General features: G+C 47.5%; 26 protein-coding genes, 2 pseudogenes and 1 other annotated feature. Of the genes and pseudogenes, 9 read left to right on the forward strand and 19 right to left on the reverse strand.

What is annotated here, in order from left to right:
- Positions 1–94 precede the first annotated feature (94 nt).
- The 3 genes and pseudogenes from AB447_RS15510 to AB447_RS15520 all read left to right on the forward strand — a co-directional run bounded on the left by AB447_RS15510 (position 95) and on the right by AB447_RS15520 (position 1,728).
- Positions 95–754: pseudogene (locus AB447_RS15510) on the forward strand (YukJ family protein).
- 371 nt (positions 755–1,125) lie between these two features.
- Entirely contained in the window at positions 1,126–1,251 is a 126-nt protein-coding gene (locus AB447_RS15515; protein WP_046129522.1) for a hypothetical protein, read from the forward strand.
- Between the two features lie 21 nt (positions 1,252–1,272).
- Positions 1,273–1,728: a YndM family protein gene (locus AB447_RS15520; protein ID WP_048353812.1), complete on the forward strand. Its 456-nt coding sequence runs from the start codon at positions 1,273–1,275 to the stop codon at positions 1,726–1,728.
- 17 nt (positions 1,729–1,745) lie between these two features.
- Here the strand turns inward: AB447_RS15520 and AB447_RS15530 are convergent.
- Positions 1,746–2,453: pseudogene (locus tag AB447_RS15530) on the reverse strand (gamma-glutamyltransferase); the annotation flags it as partial.
- A 211-nt stretch (positions 2,454–2,664) separates the two neighbouring features.
- Here AB447_RS15530 and AB447_RS15535 point away from each other — a divergent pair.
- Complete coding sequence (locus AB447_RS15535; RefSeq protein ID WP_048353813.1) at positions 2,665–3,165, forward strand: DinB family protein; 501 nt, start codon at positions 2,665–2,667, stop codon at positions 3,163–3,165.
- 42 nt (positions 3,166–3,207) lie between these two features.
- On the opposite strand, the gene AB447_RS15540 is transcribed toward AB447_RS15535, so the two are convergent.
- Together AB447_RS15540 and AB447_RS15545 are read right to left on the reverse strand one after the other, a co-directional pair.
- Positions 3,208–3,834 carry an FMN-dependent NADH-azoreductase gene (locus tag AB447_RS15540; protein WP_048353814.1) on the reverse strand — a complete coding sequence of 209 codons (627 nt, stop codon included), beginning with the start codon at positions 3,832–3,834 and terminating at the stop codon, positions 3,208–3,210.
- A 140-nt stretch (positions 3,835–3,974) separates the two neighbouring features.
- A complete protein-coding gene (locus tag AB447_RS15545) occupies positions 3,975–4,463 on the reverse strand; it encodes a TraR/DksA C4-type zinc finger protein (RefSeq protein ID WP_048353815.1) in 489 nt (162 codons plus the stop codon).
- 138 nt (positions 4,464–4,601) lie between these two features.
- On the opposite strand from AB447_RS15545, the gene AB447_RS15550 reads away from it, so the two are divergent.
- Positions 4,602–5,774, forward strand: a complete 1,173-nt coding sequence (locus tag AB447_RS15550; RefSeq protein ID WP_048353816.1) for an oxalate decarboxylase family bicupin — start codon at positions 4,602–4,604, stop codon at positions 5,772–5,774.
- A gap of 5 nt (positions 5,775–5,779) precedes the next feature.
- Here AB447_RS15550 and gerPC read toward each other — a convergent pair whose 3' ends face one another.
- The 9 genes from gerPC to AB447_RS15585 form a co-directional block, all read right to left on the reverse strand.
- Positions 5,780–5,989, reverse strand: a complete 210-nt coding sequence (gene gerPC, locus AB447_RS15555; protein WP_057957642.1) for a spore germination protein GerPC — start codon at positions 5,987–5,989, stop codon at positions 5,780–5,782.
- Positions 5,990–6,186: 197 nt separating this feature from the next.
- Entirely contained in the window at positions 6,187–6,351 is a 165-nt protein-coding gene (locus AB447_RS26345) for a hypothetical protein (protein WP_172796360.1), read from the reverse strand.
- Positions 6,351–6,824: a carbonic anhydrase gene (locus AB447_RS15560; RefSeq protein ID WP_232517688.1), complete on the reverse strand. Its 474-nt coding sequence runs from the start codon at positions 6,822–6,824 to the stop codon at positions 6,351–6,353. The genes AB447_RS26345 and AB447_RS15560 overlap by 1 nt, the downstream gene beginning before the upstream one ends.
- Before the next feature lie 41 nt (positions 6,825–6,865).
- Complete coding sequence (locus AB447_RS15565; RefSeq protein ID WP_048353819.1) at positions 6,866–9,481, reverse strand: DUF2309 domain-containing protein; 2,616 nt, start codon at positions 9,479–9,481, stop codon at positions 6,866–6,868.
- Positions 9,478–11,022, reverse strand: coding sequence for an NADH dehydrogenase subunit 5 (locus tag AB447_RS15570; protein ID WP_411801443.1), 1,545 nt, complete (start codon positions 11,020–11,022; stop codon positions 9,478–9,480). The genes AB447_RS15565 and AB447_RS15570 overlap by 4 nt, the downstream gene beginning before the upstream one ends.
- Before the next feature lie 152 nt (positions 11,023–11,174).
- Positions 11,175–11,549, reverse strand: coding sequence for a Na-translocating system protein MpsC family protein (locus AB447_RS15575; RefSeq protein WP_048353820.1), 375 nt, complete (start codon positions 11,547–11,549; stop codon positions 11,175–11,177).
- 609 nt (positions 11,550–12,158) lie between these two features.
- Positions 12,159–12,503: a PH domain-containing protein gene (locus AB447_RS15580; RefSeq protein WP_046129545.1), complete on the reverse strand. Its 345-nt coding sequence runs from the start codon at positions 12,501–12,503 to the stop codon at positions 12,159–12,161.
- A 269-nt stretch (positions 12,504–12,772) separates the two neighbouring features.
- Complete coding sequence (locus AB447_RS25360) at positions 12,773–12,922, reverse strand: DUF4025 domain-containing protein (RefSeq protein WP_157769089.1); 150 nt, start codon at positions 12,920–12,922, stop codon at positions 12,773–12,775.
- 66 nt (positions 12,923–12,988) lie between these two features.
- The gene (locus AB447_RS15585) at positions 12,989–13,192 is read right to left on the reverse strand and encodes a DUF6501 family protein (protein WP_048353828.1); all 204 of its coding nucleotides are present in this window, start codon (positions 13,190–13,192) and stop codon (positions 12,989–12,991) included.
- 278 nt (positions 13,193–13,470) lie between these two features.
- On the opposite strand from AB447_RS15585, the gene AB447_RS15590 reads away from it, so the two are divergent.
- Positions 13,471–14,955: an aldehyde dehydrogenase family protein gene (locus AB447_RS15590; RefSeq protein ID WP_048353821.1), complete on the forward strand. Its 1,485-nt coding sequence runs from the start codon at positions 13,471–13,473 to the stop codon at positions 14,953–14,955.
- A 137-nt stretch (positions 14,956–15,092) separates the two neighbouring features.
- On the opposite strand, the gene AB447_RS15595 is transcribed toward AB447_RS15590, so the two are convergent.
- From AB447_RS15595 to AB447_RS15620, 6 genes are all read right to left on the reverse strand, one after another.
- A complete protein-coding gene (locus AB447_RS15595) occupies positions 15,093–15,629 on the reverse strand; it encodes a GNAT family N-acetyltransferase (RefSeq protein WP_048353822.1) in 537 nt (178 codons plus the stop codon).
- Positions 15,630–15,647: 18 nt separating this feature from the next.
- A complete protein-coding gene (locus AB447_RS15600) occupies positions 15,648–16,058 on the reverse strand; it encodes a cytidine deaminase (protein ID WP_048353823.1) in 411 nt (136 codons plus the stop codon).
- Complete coding sequence (locus AB447_RS15605; protein ID WP_048353824.1) at positions 16,021–16,437, reverse strand: hypothetical protein; 417 nt, start codon at positions 16,435–16,437, stop codon at positions 16,021–16,023. The genes AB447_RS15600 and AB447_RS15605 overlap by 38 nt, the downstream gene beginning before the upstream one ends.
- A gap of 16 nt (positions 16,438–16,453) precedes the next feature.
- The gene (locus AB447_RS15610) at positions 16,454–17,398 is read right to left on the reverse strand and encodes an aldo/keto reductase (protein WP_048353825.1); all 945 of its coding nucleotides are present in this window, start codon (positions 17,396–17,398) and stop codon (positions 16,454–16,456) included.
- A gap of 183 nt (positions 17,399–17,581) precedes the next feature.
- Positions 17,582–18,847 carry a tyrosine--tRNA ligase gene (gene tyrS / locus AB447_RS15615; RefSeq protein WP_096892168.1) on the reverse strand — a complete coding sequence of 422 codons (1,266 nt, stop codon included), beginning with the start codon at positions 18,845–18,847 and terminating at the stop codon, positions 17,582–17,584.
- A gap of 10 nt (positions 18,848–18,857) precedes the next feature.
- Positions 18,858–19,076 (reverse strand) — a binding site (T-box leader).
- Positions 19,070–19,552, reverse strand: a complete 483-nt coding sequence (locus tag AB447_RS15620; RefSeq protein ID WP_231592098.1) for a MarR family winged helix-turn-helix transcriptional regulator — start codon at positions 19,550–19,552, stop codon at positions 19,070–19,072. (Overlaps the previous feature by 7 nt.)
- Positions 19,553–19,715: 163 nt before the next feature.
- On the opposite strand from AB447_RS15620, the gene AB447_RS15625 reads away from it, so the two are divergent.
- The gene (locus tag AB447_RS15625) at positions 19,716–21,608 is read left to right on the forward strand and encodes a terpene cyclase/mutase family protein (RefSeq protein WP_048356352.1); all 1,893 of its coding nucleotides are present in this window, start codon (positions 19,716–19,718) and stop codon (positions 21,606–21,608) included.
- A complete protein-coding gene (locus AB447_RS15630; protein WP_048356353.1) occupies positions 21,605–22,447 on the forward strand; it encodes a superoxide dismutase in 843 nt (280 codons plus the stop codon). Before AB447_RS15625 ends, AB447_RS15630 begins: the two co-directional genes overlap by 4 nt.
- Before the next feature lie 24 nt (positions 22,448–22,471).
- Here AB447_RS15630 and AB447_RS15635 read toward each other — a convergent pair whose 3' ends face one another.
- Positions 22,472–23,827, reverse strand: a complete 1,356-nt coding sequence (locus tag AB447_RS15635) for a sodium-dependent transporter (protein WP_082142420.1) — start codon at positions 23,825–23,827, stop codon at positions 22,472–22,474.
- 225 nt (positions 23,828–24,052) lie between these two features.
- Between AB447_RS15635 and AB447_RS15640 the strand changes: the two genes are divergently transcribed.
- Positions 24,053–25,024 carry a bile acid:sodium symporter family transporter gene (locus tag AB447_RS15640; RefSeq protein WP_048356354.1) on the forward strand — a complete coding sequence of 324 codons (972 nt, stop codon included), beginning with the start codon at positions 24,053–24,055 and terminating at the stop codon, positions 25,022–25,024.
- The last annotated feature ends 19 nt before the right edge of the window (positions 25,025–25,043 follow it).

The following is a 25,043-nucleotide window of genomic DNA, read 5'->3' on the forward strand; positions in this document are numbered from 1 at the left end:
GTTAAGGATTTTATCTGGGAATCAAGCAATAAATCATTCACCACGTTGTTCCCAAGTTTTATTTCAACCCTGATCATATGTGAGGAGGAGTTTTATGCCTGTAGAACATTATGGCGTTTTAAAAGGAACCGTCGTGAGAACCGAAAGAGATCCGATCAATGACCGAACACCGCATCTTGACATTTATGTAGCCGGTGAGAATGGCAGACATTATCGATGTGCCGTCAACGTAAAATCGTCGGATCAATCAAAAGTTCTCTATTATGCCGATAACGATTTCGATGCTTCCCAAATCACGATCCTGCCCTGAATCCCGGTCGGCTATCAGGCACTTCATGAAAACTCTGCAAATCATCAAATAGCCATTGACTATATACGCGGGAATCTGTTTAATGCAGCTGATATGAAGCCTTTGCCGCATACCTTGCCCGGTGAAAAAAATGACTTATACGAATTTCTTGAAGAGTACGCGAATAAAGCAAAAAACGATCAACATGCAGCAATTTACGTATACGGTTCTAAATTTGACACGGGTCTGGGAATGCACAACATTCACATGAATCAAGGCAATCCCCGAGGCAGCCGCTGGGAAAACGACAATGGCACATGGAAAGATGGAGGAATATTGATTCAGTTTGAAAACTCCTGGGCTGAGGTTTTTCTTGCTTTTCAAACTCAATCATGGTGCACAGATCGGGATGGGCAGCCAATCAGGTTTTGTGATCATACAGAACCCGATAAGGAATATGAATAAAACGATCACTTCCTCCTTTGACGGCAATGTTCCGTTGCAAAATTAATAGGCCTCTCCGGCTTAGAGGAAGAGGCCTGTCATCAAGAAGCCTTTGTGCAGATCCCTTGATCAGTGAGGACTCGACTGTTCCCAGCAGCCGGGTCTTTTTTAGTTTCTGTATTTCTAAAAGAAAAAATACATTTTTAGTTCGTTTGTATAGACTGTGCCGGCCGGTAAACATTTTTGAATCCTTTAGCATTGGAATGGCTTGATGTCCCGCGAAACCAGCAGAATGGGTCCTATAAGGCTTCAAAAAAGCGATGAAGCTGAACGGGAAGCATGAATAATAAATCAAAATCGATCCAAAATATAGTGAAAAAGGTGGTGAGATCATGGAGAAGAAAGGCATCAAAAACGGCAGCATCGAACAGATTAACAACGATCATGAGACAGAAAGCGCGTTTCAGCAGGAGCAAAAAAGCAATAAACAGCAAAAAAGCGGCGGCACTTTAAAATAAAAGCGGAAGGTGATGAAACTTATGAAACATGTATGGGCACTGTGTTTAAAGTTCATTGCAAGCCTGGTTCTATTATATGTGATTTTAACTCTGTTTTTCGGCGTCCCATTTGGAGACGTATTTGTTCTTACCTTGATTTTAGGGATCGTATCCTACCTGGTAGGAGATCTTTGGCTCCTTCCAAGAACGAATAACACGACGGCGACTATGGCGGATTTCGGTCTTGCCCTGATTTTGATCTGGGCCATTCTCGCGATGCAGGATAATCCTCCGTATGCCTCTCTTGCAATGGCTTCAATCATTTCAGCGATCGGCGTGACCGTATTTGAGTATTTCTTTCATCGCTATATGGCGGCTAACGTTTTAGAAGAGACAGGAGACGAAAAGCGGAAAAACACGGGTTCTTTACAGTATCAACATGAAGCATCAGACGAGCTTTTTCCGGTGTCACCGTCGGAAAAACGCGACAAAAAATAACTGTCAGAGCGGAAGTTCTACCAAGAAGCAATGCTCCCGTGTGTTCTCGCTTCTGTCCCGCCCGCCAAAACGCCGTTTGCATGGCGGAGGATGACCTGTCCTCTGCCAAATGATCCTGAATCAAACGCCCACTCGATTTGATGCCCCTTTTCTGATAAGGCCTGTGCAATGTGCTGCGGAACAGACGTTTCCAGCAGCACTTTTTTCCGCCCTGCTATTGCCAGCGCGGGGCATCAAGGGCCGTTTGCGGATTGAGCTGAAAATCGGTGAGGTTCATGACTGTTTGAACATGGCCTTGAGGCTGCATATCCCCCCATCACGCCGAATGGCACTACCGATTGACCGTCTTTTGTGATATATCCGGGAATGATCGTATGGAACGTCCTTTTTCCGGGTTTAAGATGATTCGGGTCCAGCTTAAATTCATAGCCTCTGTTTTGGAGGGCGACTCCCGTATTCTTCGGGACGACCAGGCCTGAACCGAATCCCGTATAGTTGCTTTGAATAAAAGAGACCATGTTTCCTTCTTCATCGGCAGACGCCAAGTATACAATTCCCGGCTTCCCCGGATAGGGGTCAAGCGCCGTATCCCCTGTCAACGCCCTTCTTTCTTTGGCATATTCTTCTGACAATAATTTATTTGTTTGAACGGACATTTGATCATTTTCGGTTATATATTCGAGACCGTCGGCAAATGCAAGCTTGACCGCTTCGATCTGCATGTGACGCGAGCGGCTGAGACGCCGCCGCCATTCCCTTCTTCGCATAAACGGTGCTTCGCTTTGACGGATACGGACAGTGCAACGGATCATATATCATGAATCTTCTCCTCCTGACATATCAGCTTCGGGATGGAAACAAATAAATCCGCCCTGTAGAAGGAAACAGAAGCCGTTTTGTCGAATTCTATTCCTTTAAAAGCGAGGAGGACATGATATGAAGCATGACACAGCAAAACGTTTTGACTACCACGTTTGGGCAAACCAAAAGGTGTTTGAGCACCTGCAAAGCCTTCCGAAAGAGCTTTTCACGAAAGAAATCAAGAGCGTGTTCCCTTCTGTTTCGGCAGTTGTTGTACATATGTGCGTCTCAGACGCGCTCTGGCTGAACATTATATCCGGGGGCGAATATGATGAAGCAAAGGCTCTGGCAATGAGGCTGAATGAAGAATTAAAGGAAGCAGACATCGAAAAGCTGAGCGCTTTTTTTGATGAAACCGCACATCAATATCAAGCATTTTTTGAAGGTGCTGAGAATCTCGATGCGCCTCTTACAGTAAAGCTCCCGATGCTAGGACAGAGGGAAACGAGCGCTGCCGAGATGACGAATCACGTCATCAACCACGGCACATATCACAGGGGCAACATTTCAGCGATGCTGAGGCAAATGGGACACGCGAGCGTCCCGACGGATTATGCTTATTACGTATTCCAATAAACGAAAACATCCCCCGTTTTTTGTAAACGGGGGATGTTTCGATTAAAATGCGGCTGCCACTTTTTTCGCTTCAGCCAGGCCGTCTTCAATGATTTTTTGCGCTTGATCAGGAACAGCGTTGTGTCCTTCGATGACAACCGTATGAAGGTCTTCAACGCCGAAGAATCCCATGACGGTTTTCATGTAGTTCAATGACATTTCCATTGCTGCCATCGGGCCTTCAGAATAGAATCCGCCTCTTGCATTTAAAAGGGCAACCTTCTTGTCTCCCATTAAGCCTTTAGGTCCTTCAGGAGTGTATGTAAACGTAACTCCCGCGCGTGACAGATAGTCGATGTAAGTGTGAAGCACTGCTGGAACCGCAAAGTTCCACAATGGGAATGCAAATACGACTTTATCGGCTTTAACGAACTGATCAAGGTAACGGTCGGCAACAGCCGCAGCCGCTTTCTCTTCGTCAGTCAATTCCATGCCTTTTCCTGCTTTGAACGTTCCGTTGATCGCGTTTCTGCCAAGGTATGGAGGGTTTTCCTCATAAAGATCAAGCTCAGTGATCTCATCGTTTGGATGAGTTTCTTTATAGCTGTTAAGGAATGCTTCGTAAAGTTTTACAGATACCGCTTCATCAACCGTACGGTCGTTTGCTTTGACAAATAATACTTTAGACATATTGTTAACCTCCTGTGCTAACGTTTCATTATTTACTTACAAATAGTATGTTACTTTCTTTTAAATAGAAAGTCAACTGATTTATTTTTATTTCAAAATATGCTTCTATCAAAAAAATACACCCGCCTTCTGCGGGTGCGCTATGTTGAATCCTGCTCTTGATCAAGCCGTTTATAGATGTATGAATGCTTTTGATCCATCGTTTCTTTGTTGGTCAGGTCCCTCATTTGCCGGCTGAACTCCCTGTCATCCCCTGCCCCTGATTCGTTTCTTTTTTCTGCTTCTCTCCGGGCTTCGATCACATATCTGGCATATGGAACAGCTTCAAGGCGTTCGTAAGGTATTTCCCTGCCTGTTTTTTCGCATATTCCATATGTTCCGTCCTCCATCCGCTCTAAGGCGTCTTCTACTTCCTGCAATACGTTTCTGTCCGTTTGCTCAAAGGTTTGCTCCCTCATTCGTTCGAAATAGACGCCGGCGTGGTCGGCAAGGTGATTGTCCACCCCGTTTGACAATTCACCCGTTTCTTCTGTCATCGTCTGATCAGGAGCCTCTCTGTCTGAAAGTCTTTTTTTCAAATCCATTAATCTATGGTAGAGCCGTTCCTTTTGCTCATTTGTCAGCGGCATCCTTCATCCCTCCTTTGTTTTTTATTTCCCGGTATGTGAGACTTGAAACACCGCTGTGTCTTAAGGATTTGATATATTTTCGGCAGCCGCATCATAAACTTCTGTTATGACATAAGACCAGTGAAGGGAGCATTTCCTATGAAAAGAACACCCGGAACTCATGTGCCCCATCCGATCAGGGAAGACGGCGCCGGGGCGACGGATTTTGGCCCCCGTGACGTCATGCGGGATCTTGAGAATCCCGACATGTTCGTTCCTCCGGCTACAGATGCCGGGTCGATCCCCAATTTAAAGTTTTCTTTTTCGGACACCCACATGCAGTTAAAACACGGCGGCTGGTCGCGCGAAATAACGGTTAAAGAGCTTCCGGTCTCAACGACGATAGCCGGGGTAAATATGCGGCTGACCCCAGGCGGTGTACGCGAACTGCATTGGCATAAGCAATCGGAATGGGCTTACATGATTTTGGGCCATGCACGCATTACCGCGGTCGACCAGGATGGCCGTAACTTTATCGCAGATGTCGGTCCCGGAGATTTGTGGTTCTTTCCCGCCGGAATCCCGCACTCGATTCAAGGACTTGAAGATGGCTGCGAATTCCTCCTCGTCTTTGACGACGGGACATTCTCCGAATTCGACACCTTCACGATTACCGATTGGTTCGCGCACACACCAAAAGATGTCTTAGCCGCGAATTTCGGTGTAAATGAAAGCGCCTTCGCCCGCATCCCTGACAAACAGCGCTATATTTTTCAAACAAAGGTGCCGGGTCCGCTTGAAAGCCAAAAGGTGCCGGATCCCTACGGAACTGTGCCGAAAAGTTTTGCATACCGCCTTCTGAAACAGAAGCCGATCGTAACGCCGGGCGGGACGGTAAGAATCGTTGATTCCTCCAACTTTCCGATTTCGAAAACAATCGCTGCCGCGCTCGTCGAAATCAAGCCTGGCGGAATGAGAGAAATGCATTGGCATCCGAATAATGATGAGTGGCAGTATTATCTCACAGGTACCGGGCGGATGACTGTATTCGCGGCGAACGGAACAGCACGGACGTTTAATTATCGGGCTGGTGATGTGGGGTACGTACCTTTTGCCATGGGCCATTATATTCAAAACACAGGCAGTGACAGCCTGTGGTTTTTAGAAATTTTCAAGAGCAGCCGCTTTGCAGATATCTCATTGAACCAATGGATGGCGCTGACGCCAAAAGAACTTGTGGAGGAACACCTGCACGTTGGACCTGAGCTGATGAACGCATTGCGGAAAGAGAAATGGCCTGTCGTTAAATATGGTACAGACGGACAGGCGTGAAGCTGTCAAACACGAAAGGACAAACGGATCGAGATCTCGGGCTGGGGGCGTTCGCTTTTTGCGTCGCGTTTTTTTTCCGGCTCTTTTTGAATTCGTGCATCTTCCAGCCATTTTGCTGACAGCGGATAGTTGGCGCCGATATTCAGTTTTCCGCTGAGACTTTCGATTTCAAGCTCTCCGAATTCGATATTGTATTCAATCTTATCGACACGCATGTTTTCTATCCGAATGCAACAATGTTCATCTTGTTTGTTATGGTGTACCTCTATCTGCCTTCGGGAAAGGGATGACGGTTTGATGTTTTCACCGGCAATGAATTAATTTGGGGGCTTTTAAAATCAATTCAGTCGACAGAGGCGCTTTTGTCAGCCAAATTAAACTACGATTTTGGAGAAGAAAACGGAGATCTCATTTATCTCATCGTCCCTGTCGGTTCCGTGCTGGATTCTGATTTCATCGATTCCGTTGCCGGCAAATCGAGCGTCGCGTAAAGGGCGATTAATAACCAGGCGTGATAACGGGCGGTCAGCCTGTATAGAAAAATGGAGCCGAAGGTGACCCGGCTCCATTTTCCCATTAAGCTTTAATTTCTGTTAATTTCTCATGCTCCGTGTCTATTAAAAAGCCGCGGACTTTGACGTGCGAGGGGATAAACGGGTGTCGACGAATCAGGTCGACGCTTTGTTGTATCCCTTGAGCAACGCTTTTTTCCCCATTCAGCCATTCTTCCAGGTTGCTGAATGGAAATTCCGGGTTGCCATGCTGAAAAAGATAATCGATGGTCTGTAATTTATCCTTTACTTGCGGATTTTCAAACAGGAAATTCTCAAGATCGATATCAGCGGCCTGTTCATTTTTAGATCGAACAATTAATATTTCCCCGATTTTTTTTTGGAAGACAAGAGTGATGATATCTCTCATTAAATCGCTGTATGGCTGGGAAATGTGAGGGAATACGCTTTTCAAAACGATCATTTTTTCCGGCTTAATCGCTGCCGCATGGCAGATTGATTGTTCAAGCTTATCCTCTATCCCGGTAATTAACAACACATTTTTATCTCCTGTTATCCCCATAACATTCACCTCATTCATCATTTTGTTTTTGTCCAGTTCACCCAGTTCCCCTGTGAATCGATCGAAGCAAGGATAATCCAGTCGTTTTCCACTTTTTGACGGAAGCTGTGATCCTCTTCAAGCAGCCGCTCGATATGTTCACGGGGCGCTTCAATGACAACAAGCAGCCGGAGAGGCGCATGATAAATCTCTTGATCTGACAGCATGACAGACTGCCAAGGGAGGCCTGCCAGCAAATCGCTTGCATTTCCCTGCATAACGCCAAGGCCTGAAGTGACGGTTTGGGTCGCTTTATTTCCGCTTCCATAATAATGCGGTGCAACGGTTGACGCGTAATATTGCAGATTGATCCACTGGGCCACTGTCCCCGGCCCTGAAATGATGTTGCCGAGGATGGAACCGTCCCGGTCATTCCGCCAGTCATAACTGTGCAGAAAAGCCCTTCCCTCAAGATTGGCTCCCCGCGTAAGCCGGCGTGTGCCGATGATGAATGAAGCGTTTCGGGCCAGTCCCCATTCGGGGCGGACTTCGCTCCAATCTTCAGCAAATCGTTCTATTTCATTCCGGGGATTTTTATATCCGAACTGAGGCAAATCGGCTAAGCGTTCCGCTCCGACAGTGCGGCTGACATCGGGAAGAGCCGAGTTGATGCGGTCGAACGATTGTTGGGCTTTGGGCGGAAGCTCAGGTACATAGAGCCAATGCAATTCATCCAATGTTGTAATATGCTCTGCGGCAGCGAATACCGTATCATCCGGAATGAAGATTCCGTCGGAGCGGAGCCTTTGTCTGACGCTTGGGAGGTTGCATAAAGCGGCAAGGACTCGAGCGTTGAAAGCGCCTGATGCCCCTCCGCAGGCACCGCAGTCCAATGACGAGGCATAAGGGTTATTCGTGCTTTTGCTGCCGTGTCCGCAAATGACAACCAGCGGAGCGAACCGGTCTGTGATCCCCATCATTTGCAATGCCTGTCTTGCATACGCGTGTTTTTCTTCTTCCGTAAAACCGAGCGGAATGCCGGGTTCAAGCGTGTCTATGCGATCAAGCGAGAGCTTTGATTGAGGCTTCTTCAGCCATGACTTCCGCGCTTTTCGGAAAGCTTTGCCCGCTTTGCGGGGGGCCAGGCTGCGCGCTGCCATTTGCAGGCTCAGCCAGGGGCCGCTCACTTCGGGAAGCAGCATACCCGCCAATAGATTCTGTTTCATTGTTTTAAAGGCAGAGCTTAGCGAAGCTGCGGCTTTTTTATGCTCTTGATACGATTTAAAACTGGATTCTTCCGCTGTTTCTTTTACTCGATGCTGCGGTTTTAGAATGACCGGCAAGGAGCTGTGGCTGTGTTTGCTGCCAAGTTCGCACGTTTCGATTGTCAGGCCGAAAAAGCCGGCCGTTCCATACGTTTCAAAAGGCCCTGACTTTTCCAATGCCCGTCGAAACGGCTCTGAACGGACATCAATACAAAATGCCAGCTGGGCCAATACCGGTTCGCTCTTTTCGGCGGCTGCAGGTTTGTTAACCGTAAGCTTCCTTATCTCATCGGCGTATGTTTGCTCCCACGCTTCCAGCCAGAGGCGCCGGCGCATGATGTCATCAAAGCGACGGGCGAGTGTTAAACGGGCTTGTTGCTCTGCCGCGGAAAGATTGAGCCATTCGTCAGGAGTGAGACCGCCCCAATGCAGCCAGGCCGCAATCAGGGGAACGAACTGCATCTCTTTGTCAGGTTTTGGCACAGAGAATGGCAAATAAGGCTCAACAAGCATCCATTCCATTGAAAGCCGGACAGCCAGATACTCGAGCAACAGCCCTTCTTCGTCCCGCGATTGCCGGGAACGCCAGAGCATCATCCCGCCCCAGCCCGGCAGAGAAAGCAAATGGGCTTCAAAGTAACCCTGAACGTCTCCATTAGGAATATCGAGCGCCCGGAGTGCTCTTTTCAAAGCTTCCCGCGGCTCTTCCGGCCACCCATTCAGCCGCAGTCGTTCAGCGCGCGACAGGGCGGGATCATGTTCAATAAGCCGCCGCCATGCGCTGTAAAACCCTTTCTCACGATGCGGAAGCCGCCATGCCGATTGTGACTCATCAAGGTACAGCTTTGACCATTTAATCACATGACGGTCGAGGAGGTGAGCTGTTTTTTGCCCGGCTAAAACGCTTTGCTGTTGGACGAATCGCGTTTCCTGTTCTTCGATCGTCCAGCCTGCCGCTTGTTTGGCAAGCTTTTTGACTTGACGGGATGACAATAGCTGTTCAGGTATTTCGTCGAGCTTGAGCGCGGCTTCGCAAAACGCTGCCGCTGTTTCCCTCATCATGCCGGGCTGGTGTGAATCGAGCCAATCCATCAGCTTTTCTTTAAGAATCGACTCATCTATTTCTCCACGTTGTTTTGCGGAATGAAACATGGAGGGCTTTGGGTAGATATCGACAAGAAGCTGTTGTTTAAGCCGCCGCGCCGCCTGTTCGAATGTTTGTTGTTCCAGACCCATCCACGGATGGCGCGCAGCAAAGGTTTCAATAGGCCAAAGCGGCGCAATAACCCGTGCAGCTGATTGAACCGATTCATCAATATTAATGTCAGCGGTCTGATGTTCATATTTGAAGATCGATTGTTTAGACAATGTAGATGCGGCTGCTTTCATGATTGACGACCTCCTTGAGTTAGATAATGGTCAAGATAATTCGGCCGTTCTTCGACCGAATCGAAATGAGGCTCACTCATTTTCACAAGACGCAGATAAAGTGCGCCGGACCATGCAAAGCGCTGCCGAACGATCAAGGCGCCGGCTGCACTGCCGGTTAACAAAACGACTGCCGTTAAAACGGCCGCTATTGCGGACGGATGCGCCCCCTGTACAACAGCTTCCTTCAGGATTCCGTGCAAAACGAAATGAATGATGGCAAACGCGAGACCGGCCCCTGTTAAAATGAACAGTCCGGCAATTCGCGCGACTCTGGCTGTAACAAGCTGTCTCCAAGCAACAAACAGTGACCAGCCTAAAACAAGGGCGCTGATCAATTGATAGCCATCATCTGCATCTGTGACCCAGATTCCGATTCCGAGTGTAAGAGCCAAGGCGCCTCCTGCCATACTCCAAGGAAGAGCAGGCCTTCCCGGTTTAGATGCGTCCGATTCATAACGGCGCACCGCTGATCCTGCTTGCAGGAAAAGGGCGGCTTTGAACAGGCCGTGCAAGATGAGGTGAATAACAGCTGCGATATAGGCGCCTAATGCGCATTGGATGAGCATAAACCCCATCTGCGCGACGGTTGAAGATGCGAGCTGCCGCTTGTAGTCCGACTGGACGATCATCATGCCTGTTCCGAGTAAGACTGAAAGGACGGCGGGAACGAGCAGAATAAGCTGCAACCCTTCACCGCTGAACATTGGTGCAAAACGGGTCAGCATGACACCCCCGACATTTACGAGTCCAGCGTGCATGACCGCGGAAACCGGAGTCGGCGCAATCGCCGAATCGAGCAGCCAGCGATGAAACGGCCACTGCGCTGCAGGAATCATCACCGTTAAGATGACGAGGAGACCGATTCCGGTTTTCTCCCATGAGCTGATCTGCGCAAGGCTTTTTTCCGCTATGGCGGATGATAACTGCCAGTGCCCCGTCGCCAAGGACAGCCAAAGAGCCGCTGCCGCTATAGCCAGCCAGCTGAGCGCAAAGATCCTGCCCGCATACATAGCGGCATTTTTCGCGGCCTGCCATACGCTGTTTAAACCGATCAGCGTAGTCAAGCCGAGCAGAGTGATTCCCCAGCACAAAAGGAGCCAGCGAAGATCATCGTTAAGCCAGGCGGATGAAGCCCCGCCTGTCGTTAGCGTCAGCAGCAAAAAGAATTTACGGTAGGACCTGTCTCCTAACAAATACCGGACGGAGAAGCGCTGGACGATGAAGCCGATGGTTAAGACAAACAAGGCGAGCAGCCAGGCCAGCGAATCCAAGCGCCAAGGAGCTGAAGCGTGACCGGGATTTGCCGTCAATAATGCCGCAAGCGCGGCGATCGGAGGCAGAGCGATGACCTTGGCATGAATCCGTACGAATGGCAATGGAACCTTAGGATTCAGCACGAGCAATGCGCTGATGAAACAAAGCGCAAGCGACGCGAAAAATATTTGCAGCCAAAATAAAGAATCCAGCACATCAAACACCCGGTATCCCTCCGTCGGCATGATGAAAAAGAACATATTGTTTCATGTCTTGCCTTCCTTTCTACAAACGTAAAAAAAGCCGGTATATTCAAGATCGGCCCACTTCAGCCATCTTCCTGAATAATACCGGCTTATCTTTAACTCATATACATGTTTTAAAGATCTTCCGTTTTTTATGAGAATTTTTTTTGCAGGTCATTTGCCAATTTAAACACCATGATCCGCTCGCCTGTACGCGTGCTGATATCCGTATGAAGGCTGATCGTATCTTCACCGGTCAGCTCTTTCATAATGCGGCTCAAGTGTTCCCGGCCCGATTCCACCAAGCCGGAGCGGGTTCTTTTAACCGATAACAGCCCTTCTTTTGTACTGCAAAGTTCGTACTCGGCGGGCGTTAAAATGCCGTTCAATGAAACGATGACCATATTTCTGAGAATATCTGTTTTGACAGAAACGGACCCCCGTCCTAAATAGTCTTTTTCCCATTGGGTTAAGGCTTTGCTGATTTCAGCTTCCAAAGACCCCTTCGTCAATTTCTGTTTTTCCAATGTTATATCCTCCTAAAAAAACGGTATATTTCTTTTCCTCATACATAAATATAGGGAAAATGAAATATACCGTCCTATCAAAATCTTTATGTCATGCATGGTAAAGAATACTTTTTCACGCGGTCATAATGGGATTATAACCGAATGCTAAAGCTCTTTGCATGAGATTACGATTATTGATTTTACGGATTACTTTTTTTAATATCATAGCTTTTAAGATTTATAATGTCAATACCATTTGTTTCTGGATGGAAAAGGAATATTTTAGGCCAAGGGAAAGAGGTAATGTCCCCGGCCGTTATGAAGCTGACACGAAAGCAATAAATTTTACAACGCAAAAAAGTGTGTCCTGGAATCCTGGCACAGGAATTTTTTCATGCCATTCACAGCGACCTCTTTGATGGCATCAACACGATTCGGGAATGGGTATGAATCTGCAGTTATAGAGCTTTATAAAGTGAATAATCCCAGTAAAAAATTCGTTTCATGTTATCTGCCAACCTCTGAAACAGAAAAAATGTCTAAGAAAAAAGCAGCTTGATTCCGATTTATCGATTCCAGCGCCGGCAAATCAAAAAGGCCGTTCTTTTGAACCGGCCTTTCATCGCTTTATGCGCATAAGTATTTTGACAAAAGCGCTTGTATTTCAAGCATGTCGGTATCCTTTGTAAACTCCAGGTCAAAGACTTTGCTGCTTGTCATGAGCGAAAGAGAGGAATCAGGATTGAACATGCTGACTTCCCTGATTGCAAAGCCTTCAATTGACTTGTAAGGAAGAAAAACACGGACTTTCTTTTTGGAAAACAATTTGTTATCAAAAAAAATAATCCGCTTGTTGGTAAAACAAATTTGATCAATTCTTAGTCTGCAGACAGATTCAATCTTTTCTCCTTCAATAAGCAGCGGTTCAAATTTTTTGCCGTCTGCTGTTTTGCTAGCTGAAAAAACGCCCAATCAAAACCCCTCTTTCTGTATATCTAATTTATGTTAATGCACAAGGCAAAAGGATCTCTTCGTTACTATTTAGAATACGATAACACCGTTTTATAAACAATTACGAGCAGATTACATTTCTTTAACTCTGTATGTATGTTTTTTATCTACCAGTTAATACGCGTAACAAGAACTAAAGGTTTCAACTTTTTTCAGTTTTTTTAGTTCGTCATCTTTTGCCGGACAAAAGACGCACAAAACCGCAGGGAATGCTTCTCCTGCGGTTTTGTTCAGCGATTTTCGTCTTCTATCGTGCCTTCCGTATACATATCGGACACTTGCCCTTCTGTTACAGCCATTCTCTCCGCTCCTGCTTTATCGTTGCGGCCGGCTTCTTTCTGAAGGAGCTCCCGAATTTCCTGGTCGCGGTTTTGTTTCACCAGATTCACCCTTTCAATCGTGATCATCTTTTAGTATTGATGATCTTTGGGAGAATCATTCAGCCCTTAGACCTCTTCAAAATATTCTTTGTAATAGCCGCCCACTTTGCCCGTGTTGTCGATAATAAATAAAAATTCTTCCGTTTCATTTTTGACTTCATACGTTTTTCCTACGGTCAAAGCTCTGTCGACAATGTATTTTTTTGCGTCAGTCTGAATGCATGTTACTTTTTTCAAGGTTTTGTTGTTGTGCCATTTTTCGTGGATCATACTGATGTCTCCTTTTAAAAAAAACGATGTATAAATTCCATTGTAGCGTTTTTTTGCCGAATTGCAACGATGCGCCGTCCAGGGCGGCTCCTTCTCTAAACTGCAAATGAATATTGATTTCGATACATTTTCTGTTATAGAATGGTGGTGTACGATTCCAAAATCAGCAATATATCCCACCTTCGGCATCTCATTGATCCAACCACCGATCACACCAGCACCAGGAATAACTCACAAGAAGACAGACCAAAATTTTAAGGGAGGTTTGTTTCACAAACATGAGTTCTTTAACGATGCAGGTCAGTAAAAGGCTGGAGTCATTTTTGCAGGGAACGAAAAAGCTTTACATTAATGGAGAATTTGTAGCGAGCGCTTCAAACAAAACGTTTGAAACCCCAAACCCGGCCACGGGAGAAACTCTCGCTACATTGTATGAAGCGGGCCCTGAAGATGTCGACAAAGCGGTAAAAGCCGCTAGGGAAGCTTTTGATCACGGGGAATGGCGGACGATGTCCTCAGCCGAGAGAAGCCGGCTCATGTACAGACTCGCCGATCTGATGGAGGAACACAAGAACGAATTGGCTCAGCTCGAAACGCTTGACAACGGAAAGCCGATCAGCGAAACATCCGCCGGGGATATTCCGATGTCAATTGAACACATGCGCTATTACGCAGGCTGGGCGACGAAAATAACCGGACAAACGATTCCTGTAAACGGACCTTATTTTAACTATACACGCCATGAACCTGTCGGTGTGGTCGGACAGATCATCCCTTGGAACTTCCCGCTCCTGATGGCGATGTGGAAAATGGGCGCAGCTCTGGCAGCCGGCTGTACGATCGTCTTAAAGCCTGCTGAGCAAACTCCCCTTTCCGCCCTGTATCTGGCTGAGCTCGTCGATCAGGCCGGCTTTCCAAAGGGCGTGATCAACATCATCCCGGGCTTCGGAGAAACAGCCGGGGAAGCGCTTACAGACCACAGGCTCGTCGACAAGCTTGCATTCACGGGTTCGACCGAAATCGGCAAAAAAATCATGGAAAAAGCGGCAAAAACCGTTAAGCGGGTCACCCTAGAGCTCGGCGGAAAATCGCCGAACATCATCCTGCCTGATGCAGACTTAAAAAAAGCGATTCCGGGAGCGCTGACCGGCGTCATGTTCAACCAGGGCCAGGTGTGCTGTGCAGGTTCGCGCGTCTTCATCCATAAAGACCAATACGATAAAGTCATCGACGAAATGGTCACATATGCGAAATCCATTCGTCAGGGTGCGGGTCTTCACGAAGATACGCAAATGGGACCGCTTGTCAGCAAAGAACAGCATGAACGGGTTCTTTCATATATTGAAAAAGGCCGCCAGGAAGGCGCAACAATTGCCGCCGGCGGAACATGCCCTTATGAGGAAGGATATTTCGTCTCTCCGACCGTGTTTACGAATGTTGAGGATGACATGACAATCGCAAAAGAGGAAATTTTCGGTCCTGTCCTGGCCGCGATCCCTTATGAAACGGTTGACGAAGTCATCGAACGCGCCAACCGGACGGAATACGGACTCGCCGCCGGTGTTTGGACGGAAAACGTGAAAAACGCCCATTATATAGCAGACCGACTGCAAGCAGGCACCGTTTGGGTCAACTGCTACAATGCGTTTGACGCGGCATCGCCGTTCGGCGGCTATAAGCAGTCCGGCCTCGGCCGAGAAATGGGATCATACGCTTTGGATAATTATACGGAAGTGAAAAGCGTATGGATCAGTATGGAGTAGCATCTTTTTTTCGACAAAGGCAAAACACCGTTCACATTGTGGACGGTGTTTTTTGTTCGGAAAATCATTGTTTTAGCTAATTTGAAGCTGTTAGTGACACGACCTTCGGCCTCTGCAGTTCAAAACGTATAGAGAAGTCAATAGTTTTTCCGCTCGCTATATTCTTTTTTCAGCATCCCCATGATGATTTCGTCAGAATATCGATCATTCATATAAAGAACCTGCCTCAGCGTTCCTTCCTTTTTAAAGCCGGCTTTTTCGTATGCTTTCACGGCAGGGATATTATGTGAAAACACTTCAAGCTGAATCCGGTTTAAATGTAGCTTCTCAAAAACAAACCGCAGGGCCAGCTGAACGGCTTCTGTACCGTACCCTTTGTTGAAATGTTCCTGGCCGTGGAGCGCAATTCTGAATCCAGCTTTCCGATTGACCCGGTCGATGTCCAAAATCGACAAATCGCCGATCGTCTCATCGCCGTCCCGTAAACAAATCGCGAAATCAAAACGTGTACTATCATTTGTGATCCGCTCGTAATGGTCATATAATTCGTCCATTGTAAAGACGCGTCTTGTTCCGGTCATATACCTGATGACTTCATCCTGGACGGCTTTGTAAAAGCTCTCCATATCTTCTTTCCTGACGGGTCGTAGGTAAACGGTGCGGCCTCTTTCCATATAGACTCTCCCCCTTGATTACGCATCAGTTTCTTGATATGCAGCAGACCAGTGAAACGGCTGAATCTCCTTTAATGCTTTAAAGACAAGGCCGCCGTCAGGGACGGTAACAGCCGCTTTCACCTCGGGCCCCCAATAAAAGAGCCTTTCTTGGCATACCCCGCAAGGCGTAAGCACTTTATATCCGGAATGTTCATCATCTCTGACGACGCAAATAGAATGCGTGATCCTCGTGCCCAGCTTCTGCGCCTCTAAGATGGCGCCTGTTTCGATGCATAATTCTGTAGAAGCGTTGATGACCTCCGGTGCCACGCTCGTGAGGATTTTACCGTCTTCCGTATACATCGCGGCCGCCCCGCCCCATCCGGAAGGGTACCTTGTGTTAATGAGCTCAACAGCGGCTGCATACAGCGTTTGTTCTACATTCATTTTTAAGACCTCCATTATGATCGTGCGCCCGGCGCAGCTTGTATGTGTATCTCCTTTTAACGATACCTGATTTTTCCCAACGGGTAAACAAGTTTTGGCAGGCTTCGTTTAATGGTGATGCCCTTCCTCTTTTTGATCCGTTCCGGCCAACGATTTCAGGTTCCTGAGCAGAAACACCGCCGACAACCGTCTGTTTAATCGGCATTACTTTCATACCCTCCGCTTTGGCGTGTGCTTGAATATCATAAACGCCTTCCTCGCGAAACATCGTTTTGCCGCTGTAGACGCCGCCTCCTTCATGCTGGCCTGACACCTTTCCCACCGCTTTGCCGCTATCTGCTATGGTAAATTCCACATGATCGGCATTTTTTAACGCCATATCCCCCCTCTTTGGTCTACAGCTCGCTTTTGACGAAAAAAGGTTTGGCAATCTGATTGATTTTTTCAAGGTCTTTTTGTGTTAATATGACGGCATCAGCCCCGCTGTTTTCCTTGAGATATTTCTTTCTTTTTGTTCCCGGAATCGGGACAATATCGCTTCCTTGCGCCAATACCCAGGCAAGCGCGATTTGAGAAGGCGTTGCTTTTTTATCCTTTGCGATCCTTTTAAGCTCAGTTACCAATTGCAGATTCTGATGAAATGTCTTCTCTTGAAACCTTGTAAAGTGCCTTCTGATATCACCGGCGGAAAAATCGCCGTATTGCTTGAGTTTGCCGGTTAAAAACCCGTTTCCGAGCGGGCTGTAAGCGACAATGCCAATTCCCAGCTCCCGCGCTTGTGGCAGTACTGTCTCGATCTCACGATTCCACAATGAATATTCCGATTGGAGGGCTGTGATTTGATGGACTTTATTGGCGCGTATCAAAAGGTCGGCTCCCGCGTTCGAAAGGCCGAGAAAACGGACTTTTCCCTCCTTGACAAGTTCGGACATCGCTCCGACTGTTTCTTCAATAGGTACAGCCGGATCGGGAATGTGCTGATAATACAAGTCGACATAGTCCATTTCAAGTCTTTGCAGGCTTTCGTCAATGCACTTTTTTACATATTCCGGCCTTCCGTTCAGCCCAACCGTGTTTCCCTGCGGGTCGCGGACAACCCCAAACTTCGTGGCTACAATGGCTTCTGAGCGCCGCTTGTTCAAAGCCTTGCCCAGCAATTTTTCATTTTCGCCCATGCCGTATATGTCAGCCGTATCGAAAAAATTAACACCGGAATCCAGCGCATGGTGTATGGCTGAGATTGATTCGCTGACATCCTGTTCGCCGTAAAATTCGGACATGCTCATACAGCCCAGTCCAATAGCGGATACTTCCAGCCGGCCTAATTTCCGTCTTTTCATTTTCCCACCTCAAATATTCCCTGAAATGCAGGTTTTTTTAAGCATCGACAAATATATCGGAAATCTCGCGAAAAATATAGACTTATTTTTGCCTTTGAGTTATTCTATTGTAATCGTGGGTCCAATTTTAAAGACAAAACGGCAGCTTGAACCTCCAGTGTTCAAAGCTGCCGTTTCTGTTTTTTATGAAACTTTTAACCTGACAAATTTCCGTTTTCCGACTTGGACGACTAAATCGTCTTCAACGATAATCGTTTGCTGCAAATCATCGACCCTTTCTCCGGCGATTTTTACCCCGCCGTTTTGGATCATCTTCCGGGCTTCGCTTTTAGAAGGCTGCAGCTTTAATTCAACGAGCAAATCGATGACCGGGATGTGTTTTACGCCGTGCCAGCGAACTTCAGGCATTTCATCAGGGAGGCTTCCTTTTTGAAAAACTGCGGTAAAGTGCTGTTCGGCTCGTTTTGCTGCTTCAGCGCCATGGTACATCCTGACGAGCGTTCCCGCCAAAAACATTTTGGCGTCTTTCGGATGGTCCGCTTGAAGTTGTTTGATTTGTTCAGCCGAAAGGTCTGTTGCAAGTTCAGCATACTTTGTGATCAATTGATCAGGGATGGACATCGTCTTTCCGTACATGCCATTCGGACTTTCATCAATGCCGATGTAATTGTTCTTCGATTTGGACATCTTTTCGGTCCCGTCAAGTCCCTCCAATAACGGCATCAGTATGGCAGTCTGTTTCTCTTTTCCGAACTTTTCTTGAAAATGCCGTCCCATTAAGACGTTAAAATGCTGATCCGTTCCGCCAAGTTCAACATCTGACTCGAGTACAACAGAATCGTATCCCTGCATGAGCGGATAAAAAAATTCGTGCAGCGAAATCGGTTTTCCGAGCGCCAGCCGCTCTTCAAAATCGTCTCTTTCCAAAAGCCGTGCGACCGTTATTTTTCCGGCGAGTTTTATAACGTCTTCAAAATGTAACCTGGACAGCCATTTTGAGTTGTAGTGCAGTTCCGCTTTTTCCATATCGATGATTTTCCCAAACTGCTCAAAATACGTTCGGGCATTATGCTTTACTTCTTCGTCTGTCAGCTGCTTTCTGGCGGCCGATTTGCCTGTAGGGTCGCCGATTTTCCCTGTGAAGTCACCGATAATCAACTGGATGGTATGACCGTTTTCCTGAAATTGCCTGATCTTATTTAAAACGACAGTATGGCCGAGGTGTACGTCAGGAGCTGAGGGATCAAGACCAAGCTTAATGTTTAACGGCCGGCCGGAAATGACCGATTTGGCAACCTTAAGGTCAAGATCCTCGGCCGGTATGATGTCCTCTGCTCCTTGCGTGTAGATGTCCATTTGCCTCCTTACTTCTTTGATTTGGCTTTCTGAAAGCTGTTCCAAAACATGACTCACGTTATTTTCCTCCTTTTTAAAAATAAAAAAACACATCCCTCCTGTGAAAAGGGACGTGATTTTTGCCGATTGCACGCGGTACCACCCTAATTGAAGAACATGTTCGTTCTTCCGCTCATTCGGTATAACGGTCCGCCCGTTCTTTGTTCACAAAGAAAGCTCAAGGGGCGGTAATTCATGATGATCTTTGTGCCGGTTCACACCGTCCACCGGCTCTCTTGATACAGGGAAATCATCACTACTAAGACCCCATCATCGCTATTCATTATTTCTGATGATCTTTCTGAGCAGGTCGGCCATGACCTTTTGCTCTTCTTTTTCAAGACTTCCGGCGAGCTCGGTTTCGCCTTGATGAAAGCGGGGATACAGACTTTTCATTACCTCTCTCCCCTTTTCGGTGATGGCGACGTAAACGATTCTCCTGTCCCTTGGATCGGTTTTTCGATAACAGAGTTCTTTCCGCTCCAATGTTTTCGTGATATTTGAGACTGTCGCTTTGCTGACCCCCGATGTTTCCGCCAGCCTTTTCGTCTCCATTGACCGCCATACCCATAAATCATAAAGAATCGAAAACGCCGTCCATGACAATCGATGCGCTGAGAGAACCTCCTGCTCCATTTTATTCTTCAGGAGCTGTGCTGTGCGGTACAAATTGGCACAAACGGCAACCGCCTCTAAATTGAGCTCCTTTAATGGCAATTTGGTTAATACATTGATGGCATCCTTTTCTTCCGGAAGCAATGTTCCGTTTTCATCAAATACGTGGATCGCACGTCCCTCCTTTAATTTTCAAAATCGTTAGCTATGAAACGATATTAACAGAAACGCATCCGACATGCAACAGCTATCATGATGCATGATGAATCATGCAGGCGAATAGATTAATATGAAGGGGATGAGAAGAATGCATTCTTTACTGGAAGATGTAAAAGCGTTCAGGCAAAAGACTCTTGAACAACTTCTAAACAAACAGAAGCCGGACGGATCGTGGAAGTTTTGTTTTGAAGGGTCTGTCATGACAAACAGTTTTTTGATTCTTCTGCTTACTTCCCTCGGCGATCATGACCCTTCTCTAATCTCCGCTCTTGCCAGACGAATCAGGTCGAAGCAAGATGGCGACGGGACGTTCCGAAATTATCCGGATGAGACAGCCGGAAATTTGACGGCGACCGTGCAAGGGTATACCGGCATGCTGGCTTCAGGGATGTACAACCGCTATGAACCGCATATGCAGAAAGCGGAGGCATTTATTCAATCGAAAGGCGGATTAAAACGCGTCCACTTTATGACGAAATGGATGCTTGCCGCAAACGGATTGTATCCGTGGCCAAGACTGTATTTGCCGCTGTCTTTTTTGCTGATTCCTCCGATTTTCCCGCTGCATTTCTATCATTTGAGCACATATGCGAGAATTCATTTCGTTCCGATGGCCATCACATTAAATAAAAAGTTCTCGCTGAAGAACGAGCAGATCGGCTCGCTGCGCCACTTAGATGAAAACATGTCAAAAAATCCGCTGGAGTGGCTCAGCATCCGCTCCTTTCATGAACGGAGCTTTTACCCTTTCAACCTGCAATGGAAGGAGCTTTTGAAAGGGCCGGCATATGTTCACAACCTTGGGTATGAAGCGGGGAAAAAATACATGCTTGACAGGATCGAACAAGATGGTACGCTGTACAGCTATGCGAGCGCGACGATATTTATGATTTACAGTCTGCTTTCACTCGGGATCTCAAAACACGCACCCGTGATCAAAAGAGCGGTCAGCGGGGTGAAGGGGCTGATTTCTCCGTGCGGAGGAAGCGATGGCCTTTATTTGGAAAATTCCACGTCAACCGTCTGGGATACAGCATTATTAAGCTATGCGATGCAGGAAGCCGGAATGCCCGAAAAAAGCGCTGCCGTCTCCTCTGCGGCAGACTTTCTGGAAAAAAAGCAGCATGTCAAAAAAGCGGATTGGGCCGTTTTCAACCCGCATGCAACGCCGGGCGGCTGGGGATTTTCGAATATCAACACGAACAATCCGGATTTGGACGATACGGCGGCGGCGTTAAAAGCGATCCCTTTTAACAGACGGCCGGCCGACTGGAACCGGGGACTCGCCTGGCTATTGTCGATGCAAAACAGGGACGGCGGTTTTGCGGCCTTTGAAAAAAACGTCAACCATCCATTGATCGGAAGCCTGCCGATCGAGTCGGCAAATGAAGCGGCGGTTGATCCGTCAACCGCCGATCTGACGGGCCGCGTCTTGCATATGCTCGGTCTCAAGGCGGGTTACCGGGCGGACCATCCTGCCATCAGGCGGGCGCTCCATTGGCTTTATCACAATCAGGAGGAAAACGGTTCATGGTACGGCCGCTGGGGCGTCTGCTATATTTACGGAACATGGGCGGCAGTGACCGGGATGAAAGCCGTCGGCGTCCGGGATGATCATCCGGCTGTCCAAAAAGCATTGCGGTGGCTCGCGTCTATTCAGCTTCGTGACGGCGGCTGGGGCGAATCGTGCAAAAGCTGTGAAATCAAAACGTTTGCCCCCCTTTCCCATAGCACGATCGTTCAAAGTGCTTGGGCGCTCGACGCTTTGCTGCAATATGAAGACCCGCTCGAACCGCATATTCAAAAAGGGATTCGTTTTCTCATCGATCAGAGACGGCATCAGCCGCAGCATATCGTTTATCCGACGGGCATCGGGCTTCCGAAGCAATTTTACATTCGCTACCACAGCTATCCCTTCGTGTTTTCTCTGCTGGCTGTAAGCGCGTTTATTAAACAAATGGAAATGAGGGAGAAACATTGAACAGAGACGTATACAAAGAGGAACTCATGTCTTGGGCCAACCGTCTGAAAGAACAGGTGAAGCATGATTCTTCTTTAGAAAGCCGGTTAGATGGGTTGTTTCGATCGCTTAATGATGCCGATGCGACTGAGCAGGAATGGTATGAACAGGCTGAAGCTGTTTATGAGGCTATCAGGCGCAGCAGCGCTGAAAAGAACCGTCAGCCGTACAGGATGGTTCCGATCGGCGGCCACCGTCTCCCAAGGCTTCCTTACTCGTACTCGGCCCTTGAGCCTTATATTTCAAGAGAGATCATGTTCCTCCATCATACAAAGCATCACCAGAGCTATGTCGACGGCCTCAACAAAGCCGAACGGGAGCTGCAAAAGGCGCGGCAGACGAAACAGTACCAGCTTGTAAACCATTGGGAAAGAGAGCTCGCATTTCACGGAGCCGGCCACTATTTGCATACGATTTTCTGGTATGCGATGAATCCGAAAGGCAAAAGAAGGCCGTCCGGCGAACTGCTGGAGATGATCAACAGATCGTTCGGCAGCTATTCTGCCTTTAAAGAGCAGTTTACAGAAGCGGCCAAACATGTCGAAGGCGTCGGCTGGGCGATTCTCGTATGGGCGCCGCGCGCGCATCGCCTCGAGATTCTGATTGCAGAAAAACATCAGATGATGAGCCAGTGGGACGTCATCCCGCTCCTTCCGCTTGATGTATGGGAGCACGCATACTATCTCCAGTATCAAAATGAAAAAGCGAAATATGTGGACAATTGGTGGAACGTCGTTGACTGGCGGGAGCCGGAAAGACGCTTTGCGCAAGCGAAACGCGTCTTGTGGGAGCCTTACTGACCGGAACAAAAAAATCCCTAAACCTTAAAGGTTTAGGGATTTGAAGACTCCGATTACATCTAAAAAGACGATGATGATGACGACAGGCGCCACGTAGCGAATTAATAGAAGCCAGACGGCGAACCATTTTCGCTTGAGTTTTGAGCCTTCTTTTAATTCGGCAAACAGCTCGTCTTTCGGTATTTTCAGCGGAACGAAAACGGCGATTAAAAAGGCGCCGATCGGCATTAAAATGTTGCTGACGAGGTAATCTGACGCATCAAAGATTGACAGGTTGAAAATCGTGACGTGCTGAAGCACTCCGTACGATAATGCTGCAGGAATTCCGAACAGAAATATCGCAATGCCTCCAGCCCAGGCAAAGATCCGCCTTTTTCTCGCGTCCCCTTTTGACAGAACGGAGACCAAAATTTCAAGCATCGAAAAGGCCGAAGTGAGCGTCGCAAATAAAAACAGGATAAGAAACGCCAATAAAAAGACGATTCCAAACGGCATCTGATGGAATACGGACGGAAGCACGTTGAATAAAAGCATCGGCCCCGCATCAGGAGATAAACCGAATGAAAACACTGCCGGGAAAATCGCGAATCCCGCAAGAATGGCCACTGAGACGTTTAACAATGTGACCGAAACGGCCGACTGCACCATATTTTCTTTTTTGGACAAATAAGCGCTGTACGTCACCATGACAGACACCCCGACGCTCAAAGAGAAAAAGGATTGCCCCATGGCAAACAGCACCGTCTCGGCTTTTATATGGGAAAGGTCAGGCTTTAAGAAAAACTCGATTCCTTCCATTGCCCCCGGCAGCGTGACCGAGCGGACAATCAAGATCAGAAAAATGATAAAAAGGGCCGGCATCATAAACCTGCTCGCTTTTTCAATTCCGCTGCTGACTCCTTTTGCCACAACAATGATTGTGATGATGATAAAAATAAGCTGGCTGACAAGGACGAGAAACGGATCTGCAATCGTTTGCCCAAAAAGGTTCGCATAATCCGTATTTTTTGAAAGTTCTCCCGTTATTCCTTTAAAGATATAAATGATAATCCAGCCGCCGACGACGCTGTAAAAAGACAGGAGAATAAAGCACGTGACGATGCCGAGCCGCCCAATCAAATGCCACAGCGAGCCGGGCGCAAGCTCCTTGTAAGATTCAACGGCATCTTTTTGCGTCTTTCTGCCGATGATAAATTCAGCCAATAATAACGGAAGCCCGACCAGTAAGGTAAAAAGGATAAAAATAAGTAAAAACGCTCCGCCGCCGCTTGTTCCGGCAACGTAAGGAAACTTCCATATCGCGCCGAGCCCGATTGCTGAGCCGGCTGAAGCTAAAATAAATCCAAGCTTTGATGACCATGAATTTTGATTATTTTCCACTAAAGCACCTCTTCTTCTCAGGACTACCCTGCAAATCATGCTACAAACTATCATTTTAAAAACGATTTCTGAATCCGTCAAGTTTTCGAATAATTCTTTCGGTTTACATAACAATATTATCGGCCATTCCAACGTATGTTTCCGGTGTTGAATTATTCAGAATATTAATTATAATAAGAGGACACGAATTTTGTTAGATTTTCTGCATAGTAAGGAGCTGGACAAATGAATTATTTAGTCAAAATCAGTCAATTTACAGGAAAGACCTTTGCCCTATGGGTGATCCTCTTTGCGGTGCTCGGGTTTGCGTTTCCTTCACAGTTTACATGGATCAGCCCTTATATTACGATTCTGCTCGGCGTCATCATGTTTGGGATGGGGCTGACCCTGTCAGCGGACGATTTTAAAGAACTGCTGAGAAAACCCCTTCACGTGGTAATCGGCGTGATCGTCCAATTTACTGTCATGCCCCTCACTGCTGTTGCGCTGGCTTACGGGCTCAACCTTCCGCCTGACATTGCCGTCGGCGTCATTTTAGTCGGCTGCTGCCCCGGCGGGACCGCCTCAAATGTCATGACCTATTTGGCAAAAGGAAATACGGCGCTGTCTGTCGCGATCACGACGATTTCAACATTGCTGGCGCCCGTTTTGACACCGTTTCTCATTATGCTCTTCGCAAAAGAATGGCTTCCGGTATCCTTCGCATCGTTATTTGTCTCGATTTTACAAGCTGTACTGATCCCGATCATTCTCGGACTGATCGTCCAGTTTTTCTTTAAAAAACAAGTCGAACAAGCGGTGCAGGTGCTTCCGCTCGTGTCGGTCATCGGGATTGTCGCGATCGTTGCGGCCGTCGTCGGGGGAAATCGGGACAATATCATTCAATCCGGGCTGCTGATTTTTGCGGTTGTCGTCCTTCACAATGGGCTCGGACTGCTGCTCGGCTTTTTGCTGGCAAAATGCTTCAGGATGGATTATGCTTCGCAAAAAGCCGTCTCAATCGAAGTCGGCATGCAAAATTCGGGTCTTGGGGCGGCGCTGGCAACCGCTCATTTTTCGCCGCTGTCTGCCGTACCGAGCGCGGTTTTCAGCGTCTGGCACAACCTTTCAGGTTCATGGCTTGCGACTTACTGGGCCAAAAAAGCAAAGAAGCAGAAAAATGCGTCTGAAACCCGGCAATCCTCCGTCGTTTCATAAACAAAAAAACTTTGGCCGC

This window comes from Bacillus glycinifermentans (genome assembly GCF_001042475.2).
GTDB classification, from domain to species: domain Bacteria; phylum Bacillota; class Bacilli; order Bacillales; family Bacillaceae; genus Bacillus; species Bacillus glycinifermentans.